17 protein-coding genes and 1 tRNA gene are annotated in these 16,142 nt (G+C 62.9%); 6 read left to right on the top strand and 12 right to left on the bottom strand.

Features of this window, described 5'->3' with window-relative positions; genetic code table 11:
• Positions 1–197: 197 nt before the first annotated feature.
• From AWB67_RS30840 to AWB67_RS30820, 5 genes are all read right to left on the bottom strand, one after another.
• A tRNA-Ala gene (locus tag AWB67_RS30840) sits at positions 198–273 on the bottom strand.
• A gap of 69 nt (positions 274–342) precedes the next feature.
• On the bottom strand, positions 343–651 hold the full coding sequence (locus AWB67_RS30835; RefSeq protein WP_235025426.1) for a c-type cytochrome: 309 nt from the start codon (positions 649–651) through the stop codon (positions 343–345).
• Positions 652–680: 29 nt separating this feature from the next.
• Positions 681–1,478, bottom strand: coding sequence for a BON domain-containing protein (locus AWB67_RS30830; protein WP_087659913.1), 798 nt, complete (start codon positions 1,476–1,478; stop codon positions 681–683).
• Between the two features lie 51 nt (positions 1,479–1,529).
• Positions 1,530–2,117: a phosphoheptose isomerase gene (locus AWB67_RS30825; protein ID WP_087659912.1), complete on the bottom strand. Its 588-nt coding sequence runs from the start codon at positions 2,115–2,117 to the stop codon at positions 1,530–1,532.
• 133 nt (positions 2,118–2,250) lie between these two features.
• On the bottom strand, positions 2,251–2,604 hold the full coding sequence (locus tag AWB67_RS30820) for a YraN family protein (RefSeq protein ID WP_087659911.1): 354 nt from the start codon (positions 2,602–2,604) through the stop codon (positions 2,251–2,253).
• Between the two features lie 65 nt (positions 2,605–2,669).
• On the opposite strand from AWB67_RS30820, the gene rsmI reads away from it, so the two are divergent.
• Positions 2,670–3,551 carry a 16S rRNA (cytidine(1402)-2'-O)-methyltransferase gene (gene rsmI, locus AWB67_RS30815; RefSeq protein WP_087659910.1) on the top strand — a complete coding sequence of 294 codons (882 nt, stop codon included), beginning with the start codon at positions 2,670–2,672 and terminating at the stop codon, positions 3,549–3,551.
• A gap of 55 nt (positions 3,552–3,606) precedes the next feature.
• On the opposite strand, the gene AWB67_RS30810 is transcribed toward rsmI, so the two are convergent.
• Positions 3,607–4,218: a septal ring lytic transglycosylase RlpA family protein gene (locus tag AWB67_RS30810; protein WP_087659909.1), complete on the bottom strand. Its 612-nt coding sequence runs from the start codon at positions 4,216–4,218 to the stop codon at positions 3,607–3,609.
• A gap of 650 nt (positions 4,219–4,868) precedes the next feature.
• Here AWB67_RS30810 and AWB67_RS30805 point away from each other — a divergent pair.
• The 3 genes from AWB67_RS30805 (at position 4,869) to AWB67_RS30795 (ending at position 6,717) form a co-directional block, all read left to right on the top strand.
• Positions 4,869–5,513, top strand: coding sequence for an MBL fold metallo-hydrolase (locus tag AWB67_RS30805; RefSeq protein ID WP_087659908.1), 645 nt, complete (start codon positions 4,869–4,871; stop codon positions 5,511–5,513).
• Positions 5,510–6,157 carry a 3'-5' exonuclease family protein gene (locus AWB67_RS30800; RefSeq protein ID WP_235025424.1) on the top strand — a complete coding sequence of 216 codons (648 nt, stop codon included), beginning with the start codon at positions 5,510–5,512 and terminating at the stop codon, positions 6,155–6,157. The genes AWB67_RS30805 and AWB67_RS30800 overlap by 4 nt, the downstream gene beginning before the upstream one ends.
• Positions 6,158–6,258: 101 nt before the next feature.
• Complete coding sequence (locus AWB67_RS30795; RefSeq protein ID WP_008352298.1) at positions 6,259–6,717, top strand: Lrp/AsnC family transcriptional regulator; 459 nt, start codon at positions 6,259–6,261, stop codon at positions 6,715–6,717.
• A 4-nt stretch (positions 6,718–6,721) separates the two neighbouring features.
• Here the strand turns inward: AWB67_RS30795 and AWB67_RS30790 are convergent, their stop codons facing one another.
• The 3 genes from AWB67_RS30790 to AWB67_RS30780 all read right to left on the bottom strand — a co-directional run bounded on the left by AWB67_RS30790 (position 6,722) and on the right by AWB67_RS30780 (position 9,468).
• Entirely contained in the window at positions 6,722–7,909 is a 1,188-nt protein-coding gene (locus tag AWB67_RS30790) for a cation diffusion facilitator family transporter (protein ID WP_087659907.1), read from the bottom strand.
• 214 nt (positions 7,910–8,123) lie between these two features.
• Complete coding sequence (locus AWB67_RS30785; RefSeq protein WP_087659906.1) at positions 8,124–8,426, bottom strand: H-NS histone family protein; 303 nt, start codon at positions 8,424–8,426, stop codon at positions 8,124–8,126.
• A 376-nt stretch (positions 8,427–8,802) separates the two neighbouring features.
• On the bottom strand, positions 8,803–9,468 hold the full coding sequence (locus tag AWB67_RS30780) for a HugZ family pyridoxamine 5'-phosphate oxidase (protein ID WP_087659905.1): 666 nt from the start codon (positions 9,466–9,468) through the stop codon (positions 8,803–8,805).
• A gap of 162 nt (positions 9,469–9,630) precedes the next feature.
• Here AWB67_RS30780 and AWB67_RS30775 point away from each other — a divergent pair, with 162 nt between their 5' ends.
• Positions 9,631–10,863: an MFS transporter gene (locus tag AWB67_RS30775; RefSeq protein ID WP_374729862.1), complete on the top strand. Its 1,233-nt coding sequence runs from the start codon at positions 9,631–9,633 to the stop codon at positions 10,861–10,863.
• Positions 10,864–11,365: 502 nt separating this feature from the next.
• On the opposite strand, the gene AWB67_RS30770 is transcribed toward AWB67_RS30775, so the two are convergent.
• Positions 11,366–12,511, bottom strand: coding sequence for a branched-chain amino acid ABC transporter substrate-binding protein (locus AWB67_RS30770; protein WP_087659904.1), 1,146 nt, complete (start codon positions 12,509–12,511; stop codon positions 11,366–11,368).
• A gap of 588 nt (positions 12,512–13,099) precedes the next feature.
• Here AWB67_RS30770 and AWB67_RS30765 point away from each other — a divergent pair.
• Positions 13,100–13,828, top strand: coding sequence for a dienelactone hydrolase family protein (locus AWB67_RS30765; protein ID WP_087659903.1), 729 nt, complete (start codon positions 13,100–13,102; stop codon positions 13,826–13,828).
• Here the strand turns inward: AWB67_RS30765 and AWB67_RS30760 are convergent.
• Together AWB67_RS30760 and AWB67_RS30755 are read right to left on the bottom strand one after the other, a co-directional pair.
• Positions 13,800–14,897, bottom strand: coding sequence for an SAM-dependent methyltransferase (locus AWB67_RS30760; protein WP_087659902.1), 1,098 nt, complete (start codon positions 14,895–14,897; stop codon positions 13,800–13,802). The two genes, AWB67_RS30765 and AWB67_RS30760, sit on opposite strands and share 29 nt — an antisense overlap.
• Positions 14,898–14,904: 7 nt before the next feature.
• Complete coding sequence (locus AWB67_RS30755) at positions 14,905–15,705, bottom strand: DUF1295 domain-containing protein (protein WP_087659901.1); 801 nt, start codon at positions 15,703–15,705, stop codon at positions 14,905–14,907.
• Positions 15,706–16,142: the final 437 nt, after the last annotated feature.

Raw genomic sequence — 16,142 nt, 5'->3', positions numbered from 1 at the left:
ACAGCGAACAGCGAACAGCGAACAGCGAACAGCGAACAGCGAACAGCGAACAGCGAACAGCGAACAGCGAACAGCGACAGCAATGATCCGCGTCCGCCGAAAGACAAAAAACCTTGAAACCCAAAGCGCAGAGTTAGGGCCTCCAAAAGCAAAAACGCACTACACCTTCCGATGTAATGCGCTTCCGCGTGAACCCTTGGTGGAGAGGAGGAGGATCGAACTCCCGACCTTCGCATTGCGAACGCGACGCTCTCCCAGCTGAGCTACCCCCCCAACGAATTTTGATTCTAGCACAGGGTCCAGACCGTCTGACAAGTGGTCCGGACCCGAATACATGCCGCCCTACTTCGACGGCGCCCCTGCCAGAACCCAGTTCACCACAGCCTGAATATCCCCGTTGTTCATCGCCGGATGGGAGGGCATCGGGATCATGCCCCACACGCCCGAGCCGCCGTTCCTCACCTTCAGCGCGAGCCTCTCGGACGCCTTCGGGTCACCCTTGTACTTCTCGGCGACCTGCTGAAACGACGGCCCCACGAGCTTCCGATCCACCGCGTGACAGCCCATGCATGCGTTCCTGCGGGCGACCGCCATCCCATCGGCCGCAGAAACAGGCTGATCCGCAGCCCAAGCCGACGCCCCCATCAACATCACAGCGAACAACAAAAAAACCAACCGCATCATTTAGTAACCGGCTTCGAAGGATTCCCCGGATGCACATCCGAGTTCTTCACTGGCGCGGGCGCCTGCTGATCCAGCGGCTTCGAACTCACCGACGAATCCGGCACAGCACCGACCGTCGCTTCCGTCGATGCCGGCGCCGCCGTCGTGGTCGCGCTCGCGCCCGACGCAGCAGCCGCGTTGAGCGCGGTCGCCTCTTCCGGCTTGATGTACTGGAACACCTTTACGACCTGCTCGACGCCCGGCACGCGCGCGGCGACATCGGCGCCATGCGCGCCTTCGTCGGGCGTGACGAGGCCCATCAGATAAATCGTGCTGCGCTCACACACAACCTTGTAGAAATTCGCCGACAGATCCTTCTCGCCGACCATCGCGGACTTCACGCGGCCTTCGAGATACGAATCGTTGGCACGCGACGAAATCGAACTCGCGCCCTGCACAGCCAGTTCGTTGACGATCGCGCCGACGTTATTGATGCCGCGCGCGACCTCCTCGGCCTTCTGCTTGGCGGCATCGTTCGGCACTTCGCCGGTCAGCAGCACGCGCCGGTTGAACACGGTCACGTTGACGTGCGCCTGGTCGGGCAGATTCTGGTTGATCTGCGTGGCGGCCTTGACCTGGATCTCGCGATCCTCGGTCTGCGCGCCGAGCGTACGCCGGTCGGTTGCGACCAGCGCGCCGCCCGCCACGCCGCCCACGACCAGCAGCGGACATCCCTGCAGCAGCGCGACGCCCGACAACAGGCTCGCTATCAGCGTGGCTCGCGCCAGCGTCGCCTTGACGCGTGTCTTGTTCATCAACTCGGTTCCCCTTGGTTAATCAGTCTTGGTGAATCGTTAGTCAGTTCGTCAGTCTTCGCCCAGCAGCATCGCGTCGATGCCGTCGCACAGACAATGAAGCGTCAGCAGATGCACTTCCTGCACGCGCGCCGTGCGCTCCGCCGGCACGCAAAGGTGGATGTCGGTGTCGGCGAGCACTTCGGCGATCACGCCTCCGCCCTTGCCCGTCAGCGCGATCACGATCATCTCGCGTTCGTGCGCTTCCTGGATCGCGGCCAGCACGTTGACCGAATTGCCCGACGTGCTGATCGCGAGCAACACGTCGCCCGCCTGGCCGAGCGCGCGGACCTGCTTCGAAAAAATCTGCTCGAACGCGTAGTCGTTGCCGATAGCGGTGAGAATCGACGAATCGGTCGTGAGCGCGATCGCGGGCAGGCCCGGGCGCTCACGCTCGAAGCGGCCGATCAGGTCGGCGGCGAAATGCTGCGCGCCGGCCGCCGAGCCGCCGTTGCCGCACGCAAGAATTTTGCTGCCGTTGGCAAGCGCGCCGAAGAGCGCATCGACGGCGGCCGCGATCGGGACCGCCAGCGTTTCGAGTGCTTCGAGTGTGACTGCCGCGCTGTCGCGGAAATGCTGTTGAATGCGTTCGACGGACATCGAGTCTTGTGTTTGGCCGCGTCGTGCGCGGCGGTTCGTTGCGTGTGACGTTTGAGCTCGCAGCAAGCGCGCTCGAGGTCGGCGAAGGATTCGGGCTCCGCGCAGTTTACCGCATGCATCAGGCGCGGCGAGTTCAAGCGTCGTCGGCGCGAAAGGCATCGGCGAGCCACACGATGCTCCCCGCATCGAACGCGACGACGTCGAATCTGCATGCCGGCCACGCACCGCGCCACGCGCTCAGATAATGTTGTGCGGCGCGTACGAGCCGTTGCCGCTTGCGCACGCCGATGCTCGCGGCGGCATCGGCGAACTGGCCGCTTGCACGCGCACGCACTTCGACGAACACAAGCGCGCCATCGCGATCGCGCATCACGAGATCGATCTCGCCGCCGCGGCACCTCACGTTACGCGCGACGAGCCGCAGCCGCCGGCGCTGCAAATACTCGAGCTCGCGCGTCTCAAAGGCATCGCCGACCGTCTTGGACACCGCTCCTCCCTAAAAGTTGTCGCGCGCTCGCGTGGCACAATGTCGTCCTTCAAACGGGCGCCCTCATGACTCAACTCACGGACCTCGCACAAGGCCAGCACTATCCAGCGGGCGCGCTCTACATCGTCGCGACGCCGATAGGCAACGTCGCCGACATCACATTGCGCGCGCTGCACGTGCTCGGCCTCGCCGACCGCATCGCGGCCGAGGACACACGCAACACGGCGCAACTGCTCGCCCGCTACGGCATCTCGAAGCCGTCTATCGCCGTGCACGAGCACAACGAGCGCAGCGCCGCCGAGCGCGTGATCGAGCACCTGCGCAACGGCGAGCGGATCGCGTGCGTGTCGGATGCGGGCACGCCGGGCATCTCGGACCCGGGCGCGAAACTCGTCGATGCCGTGCGCGACGCCGGCTTTCCCGTGGTCCCGCTGCCGGGCGCGAGCGCGCTCACGACCGCGCTGAGCGCGGCCGGCGCGTGGGTGCAAGCGTTCACGTTCGTCGGTTTCCTTGCGACGAAATCGAAGCAGCGCGCGGCGCAACTTCAGGCGTACGCGGAGCAGCCTGCGGCGCTGGTGTTCTACGAGGCGCCGCATCGGATCGTCGAAACGGTGCAGGCACTCGCCGACACGCTCGGCGGGGAACGGCAATTGTTGATCGCCCGGGAACTGACGAAGTTACACGAGAGCCTGCATCGATGCACCCTGGCCGAAGGGCCAACGTGGCTTGCGGGCGATGCGAATCGTCAGCGCGGCGAGTTCGTGCTGGTGGTGGAAGGCGCGCCGCAGCAGCAAGACGCCGACGACGCCCACGACGCGCTGCTGGCGATGCTGCTGGAGGAGTTGTCGGTGAGCAGTGCGGCGCGGCTCGCGGCGACGCTGACGGGAGCGTCGCGCAATGCGCTCTATGCGAGGGCGTTGCTGCTCAACAAATCTGAAGAGGAATAGAAAACGGGCCGTTAAAAAACGGCCCGTTCTTTGTGATGCGCCTGAAAGGGGCAGATCAGTTCATCGCTTGGGTGGAAGCGTACTCGGCGCGTGCTTCGCGCGCTTCCTGCTGCGTGAGGCCTTCGATCTTCACGTTACCCGTGCCGGATCCGCGCATGCCCAGCGCTGCAGCCGCGGCATAGGACAAATCGAGGATACGACCCTTTGCGTACGGACCACGGTCGTTGACCTTCACGACGACCGTCTTGTGGTTCGCCGTGTTCGTCACGCGAATCCACGATGCCAGCGGCAACGAGCGGTGAGCCGCCGTCAGCGCGTGCATGTCGAAGCGTTCGCCGCTCGCGGTCTTGCGACCGTGGAAACGCGGGCCGTACCACGACGCGCGGCCGTTTTGTTCGAAGTCGCTGACGTCGGGGCCGCTCGTAATCGGCTCCGCATTCGCGAGCGACGGCGCTTCCGCCGGCTTAGCATCGGCGACGGCCGGGACGTTTTGGAGCTTCGACGCGTACGCGAGCGGTGCAACCGCACGGGCATCGTTTGTGCTGAGGAAATTGTTCCCCGGCTGCTGATTGGCAGCGCTCAAGTCGCTGGAACCCGGCGCGGCGCAGCCAGCCAGGATCGCAACGGCAAAGAGACTCCCAATATGTCGAGTAAGTCGAGCATTCATAGACGTGTATCAACGGTTGTCGAGCCGCCTCTGCGCCGCGAAAAACCGCGCGCATGCTGGCGACTCAAGGCTTTTTCCGCGCAACGCGACACGCCGTTCGATCTTCGCGAACGGCGAATCAATGCACGGCTGCGACGTACCTCGCCGCAAACGCCCGGTTAATTTTCACGTCTGGCGCAACCTGTCCCCGGCAGCCTGACCAGACCCCACATGCCGCCATCGAACGTGGCAATCACGTTCTTGCGCGATGAACAGCGCAGGAACGGCGGCGTAGGCCCCATCCAACATCGCGGCAGCTTCGGCCGCAGCAGGCGCATCGCACCTGGCTGGACAAGACGTGTGCATCGAATGAAACGATGCTTGAGTTGCAGTTACGAGGCTTTTGGCCCCCAACAGCTTACTGACGGTGATTGTAAAAACGCGCTGGCGTCCGACAATTCACCTGTTGATGGCATGGAAGTACACATGCACAAGTGATGCCATTATAGCCAAAAACATTAGTTCGACCGGGCGAACTATGATTTTTGTCATTGATTTTCGCTATGAGCGTAAAGATTGCCGTTTTTGAGATGTTTTTGGCTCGATTGCGGCGCTGCAACGAGGCCAATCCGGCCCCGGTACAATGGACATTTTTACGCGTCCTTGTAGCCATGAAAGTGACCCTGATCCCCGTGACGCCGTTTCAGCAGAATTGTTCTATCGTCGTGTGCGAATCGACGCGGCGGGCCGTCGTCGTCGATCCGGGCGGCGATATCGAGAGGATCATCGGCGAGGTCGAGCGGCAAGGCGTGAGCGTCGAAAAAATCCTGCTGACGCACGGGCATCTCGATCACTGCGGCGGCGCGAAGGCGCTTGCCGACCACTACGGTGTGAAGATCGAAGGCCCGCATCGCGATGACGCGTTCTGGATCGACCAGTTGCCCGAACAGATGCAGCGCTTCGGCTTTTCCGGTGCGCAGGCGTTCACGCCGGAGCGCTGGCTCGAAGACGGTGAATCCGTCGAATTCGGCGACGAAACGTTCGAGGTCTACCACTGCCCCGGCCACACGCCCGGCCACGTGATCTTTTTCAGCCGCGCGCATCGGGTGGCGTTCGTCGGCGACGTGCTGTTCGCCGGGTCGATCGGACGCACCGATTTTCCGCGCGGCAATCACGCCGATCTGATCCGCGCGATCCGCGAAAAACTGTGGCCGCTCGGCGACGACGTCACGTTCGTGCCCGGCCACGGCCCCGCATCGACGTTCGGAGACGAGCGCCGCACCAATCCCTACGTCGGCGACGGAGTCCCCGCATGACCATCAACGCAATTCCCGAAATCTATGTGAGCACCGATATCGAGGCGGACGGCCCCATCCCCGGCCCGCATTCGATGCTGAGCTTCGCGTCGGCTGCCTACACGGCGGAGAAGGAGCTGATCGGCACGTTCTCGGCGAATCTGGAGACGCTCGTGGGCGCCACGCCCCATCCGGTGCAGGCGGCGTGGTGGAAGACGCAGCCCGAAGCCTGGGCCGCCTGCCGCACCGACCTGCAAAAGCCCGAAACGGCGTTGCGCGCCTATGTCGAGTGGGTGGAGGCGCTGCCGGGCAAGCCCGTGTTCGTCGCGTATCCGGCGGGTTTCGACTTCACCTACATGTTCTGGTACATGATGAAGTTCGCCGAGCGCTGCCCGTTTTCGTGGTCGGCGCTCGACATCAAGACGCTCGCCTTCGCGATGACCGGCCTGCCGTATCGCAAGGCGATCAAGCCGCGTCTGCCCAAGCACTGGTTCGACGAGTTGCCGCACACGCACGTTGCGCTGGATGACGCCATCGAGCAAGGCGCGCTTTTTTGCAACATGCTCGCGGAACTGCGCGCGTCGGGACCGATCGCCGGTAAAACCGACACTTCCGCCGAACCCGCAAGTCAGACAAATCCGGAAGGTAAAACCGCGCAGTCTTGACGGTGCGTTAGGGAATCTCCCTCAGTTCGGGCGCTTCGCATTGCCTTTATTTTCCGGCGCCTCTACCATGAGAGTCAGGTCGCGACCACACGGAGGCGCAGTTGACTCTCGATACGTTCTCACAAAAAATCCTGCGTCTCCTGCAACTGGACGCGCGCCGTTCCGTTCAGGAAATCTCAGATCAGGTCGGGCTGTCGAGCACGCCGTGCTGGCGGCGCATCAAGGACATGGAGCAGTCTGGCGTGATCCAGCGCTATACGGCGCTGCTCGATCGCGAAAAGCTCGGCCTGCATGTCTGCGCACTCGCGCATATTCACCTCACGCGGCACACCGAAGGCGGCGTCGAGCAATTCGAACGCGAAATCGCGACCTGCCCGGAAGTCACCGAGTGCTACAGCACGACCGGCGAATCCGACTACATCCTGAAAATCGTCGCGCCTGATATCAAGGCTTACGACGCCTTTCTTCACGATCGCATCTTCAAGATTCCGGCTGTCGCGCAAGTGCGCACGAGCGTCGTGCTGCGCGAAATCAAATTCGATACGCAATTGCCGTTGTGATTTTTTAGCGCGGCGTGGCTGCGGGCTGCGTCGAAGGCGTTTTGATCGCGCGTGCGATGCGGATCTCCCGCGCGCCGAGGCGACGCTGTAAAGCGTCGAAATCGACGTTTGCGAGGCGCTCCTGCGACTGCGCCAGTTCCTCCGCGCTCGATGCCGCCGGCAGAAGCACGTCGACGTCGAAGCCGCGGCTCAGGTAATGCAGGTTCAACGTGTCGCAGGCGAGGTTCTGCGCGCTCAACGCGGTGCGCACGGCGTCTTGTACTGTTGTCCGCGCCGGCAGATGGCGTGGCGGCGGATGATCGGCGTCGTTTTCGGGATCGACGTGGATCAGCGCATCGACGACACGCGCATCCTTTAGCAATGCCGCCCGCGCAGATTCCGCGATGTAATGCCCCTCCGAAACCGAAATCAGCGGATCGACGAGAATATGCGCGTCGACAATGGCGAGATCGCCCATTTTGCGCGTGCGCAATTCATGCACTTCGCGCACGCCGGGCGTGCTCAATACGGCCGCGCGTAAATCGTCGGCGGTAGCCTGGTCGAGTGCGCGGTCCGACAAATCCTGCAGCGCATCCCAGCCGAAACTCCAGCCCATTTTCCCGACCATGAAACCGACGATCGCGGCCGCGATCGGATCGAGCACCTGAAACCCTGCCATATTCCCGATAATCCCCAGCGCGACGACGAGTGAAGACGCGGCATCGGATCGCGCGTGCCACGCGTTGGCGATCAGCATCGCGGATCGAACGCGCTGGGCGGCGCGCAACATGTAGCGGAATAGCGCTTCCTTCGAAACAAGTACGACGAGCGCCACAATAAGCGCGCTCGAATGGACAGGCGGAATATCCTGAAGATTCGCAATGCGTTCGCCGGCTCGCCATAACATTCCGACGCCCACCGCGATCAACAATCCGCCGAGAAATAATGAAGCGACGGTTTCATATCGGTTGTGACCGTAGTTATGGTCGACGTCGGGCGCGGCGGCACCGCGCCGGTTCGCGATCAGGACGACAAAATCGGAGACTAAATCAGCGAGCGAGTGAATACCGTCGGCGATCAACGCTTGAGAGTGCGCGAATATTCCGACAAGAACCTGCGCCGTCATCAAAACCGCGTTCAGCGCGATACTCGCATACGTTGTCTTGCGCGCGATTTCCTGCTTCTCCGCCGGCCGCGGAACAGAAAGCGACATGAGATAGCTCTTACTAAATCCAATGCTTCATATTACCAAGCGCACGACCGAATCGCTGCCTGGGTCAACAAATTTCCCTTGAAAATCATCGAGTTATTGGAACGGGACGCGTTCTCATTTTTTCGAACCGTGCGCGCCTGTACGCTCGCTAAAACGGGCGCGCCAAAACAAAAAAGCCGCGCTACATGGCGCGGCTCTTTGGGCACTGGCTCGATTACTTCTGGATCAGGAAGTTGTCGCGTTCCTGGCCTGCGATCCACTTCGGCGGCTTGCCCCGCCCAGACCACGTGCTGCCGCTTTCCGGGTCGCGGTACTTCGGGGCGACGCCCGCGCGTGCGCGCGTGGTTTTGGCACTCTTGCCGCTTCGACCGCCAGCCAGTTCCTGGAGAGTGATGCCGTAATCAGCCATTTTCTGCTTGATCTCATTAAGTACTTCGGCATATTCCCGCGACTTGGCCTCTTCAATCTGTCGTTCCAGATTCTCGCGCTGGGCGAGGAGTTCCTTGTATGAAGACATGGTATTTCCCTTGTGGTTTGCTAAACAGGCGAGTCGTATGCTCGCTTCCAATTATTTGGTGTGGCCTCGGATTGGAACGCAGATTAACACAGATCGAATTAGATATGCATGTTGGCGCGGACACTAAAAATCGATTTTTCTAGTTTAGTTCGTAACAACTGATGCACAGTGAACCTTTCCCGTGTGACGTTCGCTTATTCGGATATCCAAGACGGTTCCAAGTTCCCGCCAAATGAAATTGAGTCAAAACCCAAGCGAGCAAAGTTTCATAGGATGAGAGCTCCACCTAAACCTTCCTATGTTCAACGGATTGTTACGCCCGCAAATATATCGGGTCGAATCGTTTCTCGCCGCGCGATGAAATATGCGGTAATTTTTAGCGATGCCGCTCTATCCAGTCGAACAAAGCCGCTTTCAGTTCGGTAAAGGAAAGTTTAGGTTTATCGAATGTAAAACGATTGCGACGTCCGTTCTGCCGGAAATCGCATCCATACCGGTCGACGCCCAATAAATCGAGTGTCGGCGGGCGCTGTTCAAAATTATCGAAAAAGGCACAAAGCTGCGACTCCTCATTCGCCAATACCGGATCGAGCGGATCGAGCGCTTCGGCATCGAGCCAGCCCATCGCCCCGAATCCGCCGATAAACCGCATGCGTTCCAGCGACATCGTCCAAAGGGTGAAATCGCCTAATTCGAGATAGCGCCCGGCGTCGGGGTGATAGCGCAGATAGCGGCGCGCGAAAGCCGGCGTGTCTTCGGGCGGCACGGGCGCGAACGAGCCGAGCATCGTGAGCCGCTGGCCTTCGAGGACACTGCCGTCGACGGCGTGTGCGACAAGGAAGCCCGCGCGCGCGTCCGCCTGCAGGTTGCGCGTGTGCTCGGCGAGATGGCTGATCAGCAGCATCGGCAGATGGCGCGCGGTCGGCGCAAACGGCAGCGCGGTCGGATACGGGAAGCCGCGCGGTTCACGCGAATGCGTGGCGAGCGTGCCGTCCGGCACCCGGTGCAGCAGATGGAGCGGCGCTTGCGGCGGAATGTTCACAGCTTGGGTCCTCCTGTGCGTTGTGCCGTCACGCGCTCGGCGCCAGGCATCGATCGATCTTAATGCACCACGCGCGAGCATGTCTCTAGGCCGTTCGATAGAATCGAAAGCTCCGCGCATTCGCTTTAAGCTGTCGCGATCACCTTCAAACGAGCCTTTTTCGTGTCCGAATCGACGCCTTCCGCCACTTCTCCCGACCACCACGAGCATGACCACGCGCTCGCCGCGCATCGCCAGTTGCCGCCCGCCGAGCGCGAGCGCGCCCGCTACGCGACGATGGCGATCTTCTTCATCGCGGGGATGATCTACGCGTCGTGGGGCGTGCACGTCCCAACCGTGCGCGACAAGTTCGCGCTCAGCCCCGGCATGCTGTCGTTCGCGCTGCTCGCGGTGGCGTGCGGCTCGATCCTGGCGATGCTGACCACCGCCTCGTGGATCGCCCGCGCCGGCACGCGCGCCGCCAGCCTCGCGGGCGGCATCGCGATGGCCGTGAGTTGCGCGCTGATCCTCGTCACGCCGTCGTACTGGCTGCTGCTCGGCGTGCTCGCCGCATTCGGTTTCGGCATGGCGACGCTCGACGTCGCGATGAACGCCGAGGCTAGCGCGGTCGAACAGGCGCTCGGGCGGCCGATCATGTCGTCGCTGCACGGCATGTTCAGCGTCGGCGGGATGGCGGGCGCGGCCGTCGGCGGCGCGCTGCTCGCGCGTGGCATGGCGCCGGAGATGCATCTGGCGCTGGCGTCGGCGGTGAGCGTGACCGTGCTCCTCGTTTCGATGCCCGCCGTGCTGCCGCACGTGCCGCATCACGCGGCGCACGCGAAGGCGTCGTCGTCGAACCGGTGGCATTCGTCGGCGCTGTGGGCGCTCGGCGGCGTGGCGCTGATCGCGCTGATCGCCGAGGGCGCCATGTACGACTGGGCGACCGTCTACATGCGCGACGTCGTCCTCGCGACGCCCGCGCTGTCGAGCGCGGCCTACGCGGCGTTCACCGGCGGCATGGCGGCGGGCCGCTTCGGCGGCGATATCGTACGGGCACGCTTCGGCGCGCCGCAGCTCGTGTTCGGCAGCGCGGCGCTGGCGTTCGTCGGGATGGTGATGGCGCTCGTGCTGCCCTACGCGTTCGCAACGATGATCGGCCTCACGCTGATGGGCCTCGGTCTTGCGAACATGATGCCGGTGCTGTTCGCCGCGGCGACGCGTGTCAAGGGCGTGAGCGCGGCCGAAGGGCTCGCGCATGTGGCGGGACTCGCGTATTTCGGCTTGCTGATCGGGCCGGTGCTGATCGGTGGAGTCGCGCAGGTGAGCACGCTGCCGATCGGGCTGTCGGTGGTCGCGGCGTGCTGCGCTTTGATCGCACTTGTCGGGCCGAGGATTCTAAGACGGTTGAAGATTTGATGGCGGCGGAGCGCGGCTCGTAGCGCGGGCGGTCGGCTTCGGCCTCTCGCTTCGGCCTCTCGCGTCGGCCTCTCGCGTCGGCTTCTTCGTCGGCTACTTTCTTCGGCTTCAACTTCGCTTTCGCGGCGTTCGCGGCGTTCGCGGCTTTCACGGCCTCACGGCCTCACGGCCTCACGGCTTGCGCGGCTTCCTCAAGGTTCCCTGCTTGCGCGGCTTCCTCAAGGTTCCCGGCTTGCGCGGCTTCCTCAAGGTTCCCGGCTTGCGCGGCTTCCTCAAGGTTCCCGGCTTTCCCGGCTTTCCCGGCTTTCCCGGCTTTCCCGGCTTTCCCGGCTTTCCCGGCTTTCCCGGCTCTCAGCCTACGCTTTGGGCTTCGCGTTCGCCCCGCCCCGCGCCTGCAGCCCAGGCGAATTTCAACCCACCGCTAAAAAAAAGGCACGCGAATCCGCGTGCCTTTTCTCATCCCAAGGGGCGATTCCCGAAGAAACCGCCCGAAGCAGAAAATTTACATCTTGACCACGTCGAGCAGCGTCTTCTTGCCCTTCTTGTAGTCGTACAGCGAGATCACGCCGTGCTTCAGGTCGCCCTTCGAATCGAAGGTCGTCTGGCCAATCACACCCTTGTAGTCGGTGTTCGGCATCACGGCCAGGATCTTCGCCGGATCGGTCGAGTTGGCGCGCTTCATCGCGTCGGCGACGATATACACCGCGTCATACGTGAACGGCGCGTAGATCTGGATCGGCTGGCCGAAACGCTTCTTGTACTTCTCGCCGAACGCCGCGCCGCCTTCCATCTTCTCGAGCGCCATGCCGGCTTCCGAGCACACGACGTTGTCGGTCGCGTCGCCGGCCAGGTCGGCCAGCTTTTCGGTACAGACGCCGTCGCCGGCCAGTACCTTGGCGCGCAGGCCGAGTTGCTTCGCCTGCTTGGCGAACGGGCCGCCCGTCGCGTCCATGCCGCCGAACATCACGGCATCCGGGTTTTCGCCCTTGATCTTCGTCAGAATCGCGCGGAAGTCGACGGCCTTGTCGTTCGTCGCGTCATGCGAGATCACTTTCAGGCCGAGTGACTTCGCCGTCTTCTCGAACTCGTTGGCGAGACCCTGGCCATAAGCCGTCGAGTCGTCGACGATCGCGACGCTCTTGATCTTCAACTGCTTGGCCGCGTAGTTGGCGAGCGCCGGACCCTGTTGCGCATCGGTCGCGACGACGCGGTACGTCGTCTTGAAGCCTTGCTGCGTGTAGGTCGGGTTCGTGGCCGAAGGCGAGATCTGGACGATGCCTGCGTCGCTGTAGATCTTCGATGCCGGGATCGACGTGCCCGAGTTCAAGTGACCGATAACGGCGACGACCTTGTCGTCGACGAGCTTTTGCGCGACTTGCGTGGCGGTACGCGGGTCGGCTGCGTCGTCTTGCGGGTCGAGGACCAGCGTGACCTTCTGGCCGTTGATCGTCAGGCCCTTCGCGTTGATTTCTTCGACTGCGAGCCGCGCGCCGTTTTCGTTATCCTTGCCCAAGTGAGCAATGCCGCCGGTCAGCGGTGCAACGTGACCGATCTTGACGGTTTCGTCGGCTGCCGCGGTCGTTGCCAACGCAGCGAACATCATTGCTGCAGCGCTGATCGGCAACAATTTTTGAAGCTTGGTGTTCATGTAAGTCTCCAGTTTCGGTCCCAAAAACAACGTAATCGCCCTGTGCCCCGTCTTTCATCACGATCGCTCAGTCCCGTGGACGACCACGCCGGATGCATCGTCATGCACTTGGCAAAGTCCTTCCGGCCGGCCGTTTTTGGCAGCCGCCATCCGCACTGCGCGCAAGTGTAGGGTTGTCAAATTAATTTGGGGAAGTTTTTTAAGATAGTGGTGACACTACTGATTAAAGTCTTGTTGAGAAGCGCTGAGGAATGTGCTGGAGTCCGCGCAAAGCCCCTGTACATGCGGGTTTCCGAGCATCGGGAGCGAGTCGGCGATGGTTTTGGCGGCGAGTCGATTCAAGTTTTACGATTGCGCGCCGTTAATCGCCGGACGCGTTTTTTATAACCTTGTTTTTAAAAGCTTATTTGTAGAAGCGACGCTCTAATTCAGAAGTGTCGTCAAGCATCGTGCCCGGTCGGGTTCCCGAGCGTTTCCGGCGCGACGGAAAGGTGTCCGAAAGCACCCGGGAGCCGCGCCGGCATTGGGCGCTGAATGGTGGCACACTCCCTCGCCTGACCTCTTTCACGCACTATAAGGAGCAACGACGTGACGACGACCGTGACTTCCCGCTGGATCGACATTCCCGCCGGCACCGACAGCTTTCAGGGCTATCTGGCGCTGCCGAAGACGGGCACAGGCCCTGCCGTCATCATCCTGCAGGAGATTTTCGGCGTGAACGCGCACATTCGCAGCGTCGCCGACCAGTACGCCGCCGATGGCTACGTCGCGCTCGCACCTGATGTTTTCTGGCGCACGCAACCGCGTGTCGAGCTCGGCTACGAAGGCGCCGACCGGCAGAAAGCGATGGAATTGCTGCAAAAGACCGGCGTCGAGCAGGCCGTCGCCGACGTCGGTGCCGCTGCGCAAGCATTACGCGCGCTCCCTGAAGTGAGCGGCAAGGTTGCGGCGATCGGCTATTGCTTCGGCGGACGCCTCGCGTATCTGGCGGCGGCGCAGGGCGCGATCGACGTCGGCGTGGCGTACTACGGCGGCGGCATCCAGACGCAGCTCGACAAGGCCGACAGCATCAAGGTGCCAATGCAGTTCCACTACGGCGAACTCGACGCGCACATTCCGCCGTCGGCGGTTGGCGAAGTGCGCGAGCGCTTCACGGGCCGCAACGATGCTGAAGTCCACGTCTATCCGAATGCCGATCACGGCTTCAATTGCGGCGATCGCGCGTCGTACAACGCGCAGGCATCGGCGCTCGCGCACGGACGCACGCTCGTGTTCCTCGGCGAACATCTCAAACAAGCGCGGCCTGGCGTCGCGTGAAGAGGTAATGCGCGACGCCCCACTCCGTGCCGCCCGCGTAGCCGAATAGTTCCGCCACCGCCATATAGAACATGCGCCAGCGCTGGAACCAGCGCGCGGCGTCGGCGGGGCAGTAGGTGTCGGCGAATAGAGGCATCAGGCGCGGGCGTGCTGCGTCGAGATTACTCAGCCAGTCGTTCGCGGTCCGCTCGTAGTGCATGCCGCTGACCCACCACTGGCGCTGGATCGCCACATCGTCCTGAAAATAAAGCAGCAGCGACTCCGACGGCATCGTCCCGCCGGTGAAGAAGTACTTCGACATCCAGTCGCGGCCGTCCTTCACTTCGAAGTGATACGCCAACGTGCGATGCGCGAACACATGCACGAAGAGTTTGGCGTCGACGCGCATCCAGCCGGCGATTTTCCGCATCAAAAGCCGGTAGTTCTTCATGTGCTCGAACATCTCGATCGACAGCACGCGATCGAATCCGCCGACACCGAGCGTCCCACCGAACTCGAAATCGACGATATCGCCCGTCACCACGCGGAGGTTCGACAGCTCGCGCTCGACCGCGCGCGCCTCGATGAACTCACGCTGCCCGCGCGAATTCGATAACCCTACGATCTCCGAGCCCGGGTAGCGCGCCGCCAGCCACAGCGCGAGCGATCCCCAGCCGCAGCCGAGATCGAGGATGCGCTGGCCGTCGGCGAGTTCGGCGCGCGCGGCATATTCTTCGAACATCGCGCGCTCGGCTTCGGCGAGCGTCTCGCTGCCCTCTCGATACAAACAGCACGAATACTTCAGATGCGGCCCTAGATGCGCGTGAAAAAACGTCGCCGGGAGCTCGTAATGCTGCGCGTTCGCGGCATGCGTTTCGATCGCGATCGGGCTCGCGCGCAGTTCGTCGACGAGGCGATTCAGGCGCAGCGAGCGCGCTTCGCCGTCGCCGGCGGATTCGTCGGCGAGACGTGTTTTCAGCAACTGGCGCATCGCGAAGCGCACGAGGGCATCGGGGATGCGGCCGCGCTCGCACCAGTCGATCAGCCAGCCATCCGGCGCGGCGCGTCGGGGAAAGGTCAAGTCGCTCATGGTCTCGTCAGGTTCGATGGCGCGGCGGCCACGGGATCAGCGCGCTCGTCGTGCGCATGTAGTCGGCGTAGCCCGCGCGCTTTTTCGCCGATTCGGCTTCGACCATCGGCACGCCGGAGACGCGCATCAGGAGCCACGCCATCAGGACTGGCGGCAGGAGCATCGCCCAGAACCATGCTCCCGCGCCGCCCGGGCCTGAACCAACCGCGAGCGGGATGTACGCGACCCAGTGCACGCATTCGAAGAAGTAGTTCGGATGCCGCGAATAGCGCCAGAGGCCCGCGCGGCAGACCTGTCCGTGGTTCGCCGGGTCGGCTTTGAAGTCGCGCAACTGGCGGTCGGCGAGCGCTTCGCCTGCGATCGATGTTGCCCAGATTAGCGTCGCCAGCGCGACCCACGCGGGGGCTGGCGGCGTCGCGCGGTACGCGGGGATCAGGAAGGCGATGGAAAGCAGCATCGAAATCACGACTTGCAGCAGGAAAAACAGAAGCATGTTGCGGTTCGCCACTTCGGCCCACTCGTCGCGCAGTTTTCGGTAGCGCGGGTCTTCGTCGCGGCCTGAATTGCGCCGCCAGAGATGCACGCCGAGCCGCGCGCCCCACACTATCCCGCCGATGCCTACTATCAGGCGTGTGTGTGCGTCGCCGTTCGCCAGCGTGGCGTAGAGCACAGCGACGCCGCCGAGCGAGAACGCCCAGACCGGGTCGATCATGCCGGCGTTGCGCGAGCGGAGTTGCCAGGCCCAGACGGCGGTGAACACCGCGAGGAGCGCGGCGAGTGCAATGGCGGCGACAGTGAGGGGCGGCATTGGGGCTCGGTGCAGTTGATGCTGTGCTGTGAATACGCGTGTTGGGGCACGGTGGATGCGGTGTTGTGTGCAGATGGCGTGCCTGGGGATGGCTCGCGCGCGAGCGTTGGGGCACGACTACGCGATAGTGGCCGCGCTTATGGCTGACGATGTCAGCGGCTCGCCCTGCGAGGCACGAGCGCGCTACGCGTTTGATTCGGACCCGATGTGGAACTTCGCGGAGAAAGGATTGTTCGCATCGCACGCGATCGGTGGCATGCGGGGCTCGGCTCGGGCGGATCGAAGTATCGGTACGCGGCGTCTGCGGGGAAACGGCCGAGGCGTCCGAACCGGCGCCGCGTTGAGCGCGGCGCCTGGACGCAGCGATGAGACAACTCGAATCGCGAATCGCGACGTGACGCACCGACGATCAAAGCATCCCTGCGCGGTGCGTGGCG

This window comes from Caballeronia terrestris, assembly GCF_001544515.1.
Lineage (GTDB): Bacteria > Pseudomonadota > Gammaproteobacteria > Burkholderiales > Burkholderiaceae > Caballeronia > Caballeronia terrestris.
This window is presented reverse-complemented; position numbering and strand designations above follow the sequence as displayed.

What these genes read in the sequence shown, in the direction of transcription:
- rsmI (WP_087659910.1), top strand. Translation starts at nt 2,670, where the DNA reads ATGACTCAACTCACGGACCTCGCACAAGGCCAGCACTATCCAGCGGGC.
- AWB67_RS30755 (WP_087659901.1), bottom strand. Translation starts at nt 15,705, where the DNA reads ATGCCGCCCCTCACTGTCGCCGCCATTGCACTCGCCGCGCTCCTCGCG.
- AWB67_RS30760 (WP_087659902.1), bottom strand. Translation starts at nt 14,897, where the DNA reads ATGAGCGACTTGACCTTTCCCCGACGCGCCGCGCCGGATGGCTGGCTG.
- AWB67_RS30785 (WP_087659906.1), bottom strand. Translation starts at nt 8,426, where the DNA reads ATGTCTTCATACAAGGAACTCCTCGCCCAGCGCGAGAATCTGGAACGA.
- AWB67_RS30835 (WP_235025426.1), bottom strand. Translation starts at nt 651, where the DNA reads ATGTTGATGGGGGCGTCGGCTTGGGCTGCGGATCAGCCTGTTTCTGCG.
- AWB67_RS30790 (WP_087659907.1), bottom strand. Translation starts at nt 7,909, where the DNA reads ATGTCGCTTTCTGTTCCGCGGCCGGCGGAGAAGCAGGAAATCGCGCGC.
- AWB67_RS30830 (WP_087659913.1), bottom strand. Translation starts at nt 1,478, where the DNA reads ATGAACAAGACACGCGTCAAGGCGACGCTGGCGCGAGCCACGCTGATA.
- AWB67_RS30770 (WP_087659904.1), bottom strand. Translation starts at nt 12,511, where the DNA reads ATGAACACCAAGCTTCAAAAATTGTTGCCGATCAGCGCTGCAGCAATG.
- AWB67_RS30825 (WP_087659912.1), bottom strand. Translation starts at nt 2,117, where the DNA reads ATGTCCGTCGAACGCATTCAACAGCATTTCCGCGACAGCGCGGCAGTC.
- AWB67_RS30800 (WP_235025424.1), top strand. Translation starts at nt 5,510, where the DNA reads ATGACCATCAACGCAATTCCCGAAATCTATGTGAGCACCGATATCGAG.
- AWB67_RS30805 (WP_087659908.1), top strand. Translation starts at nt 4,869, where the DNA reads ATGAAAGTGACCCTGATCCCCGTGACGCCGTTTCAGCAGAATTGTTCT.
- AWB67_RS30810 (WP_087659909.1), bottom strand. Translation starts at nt 4,218, where the DNA reads ATGAATGCTCGACTTACTCGACATATTGGGAGTCTCTTTGCCGTTGCG.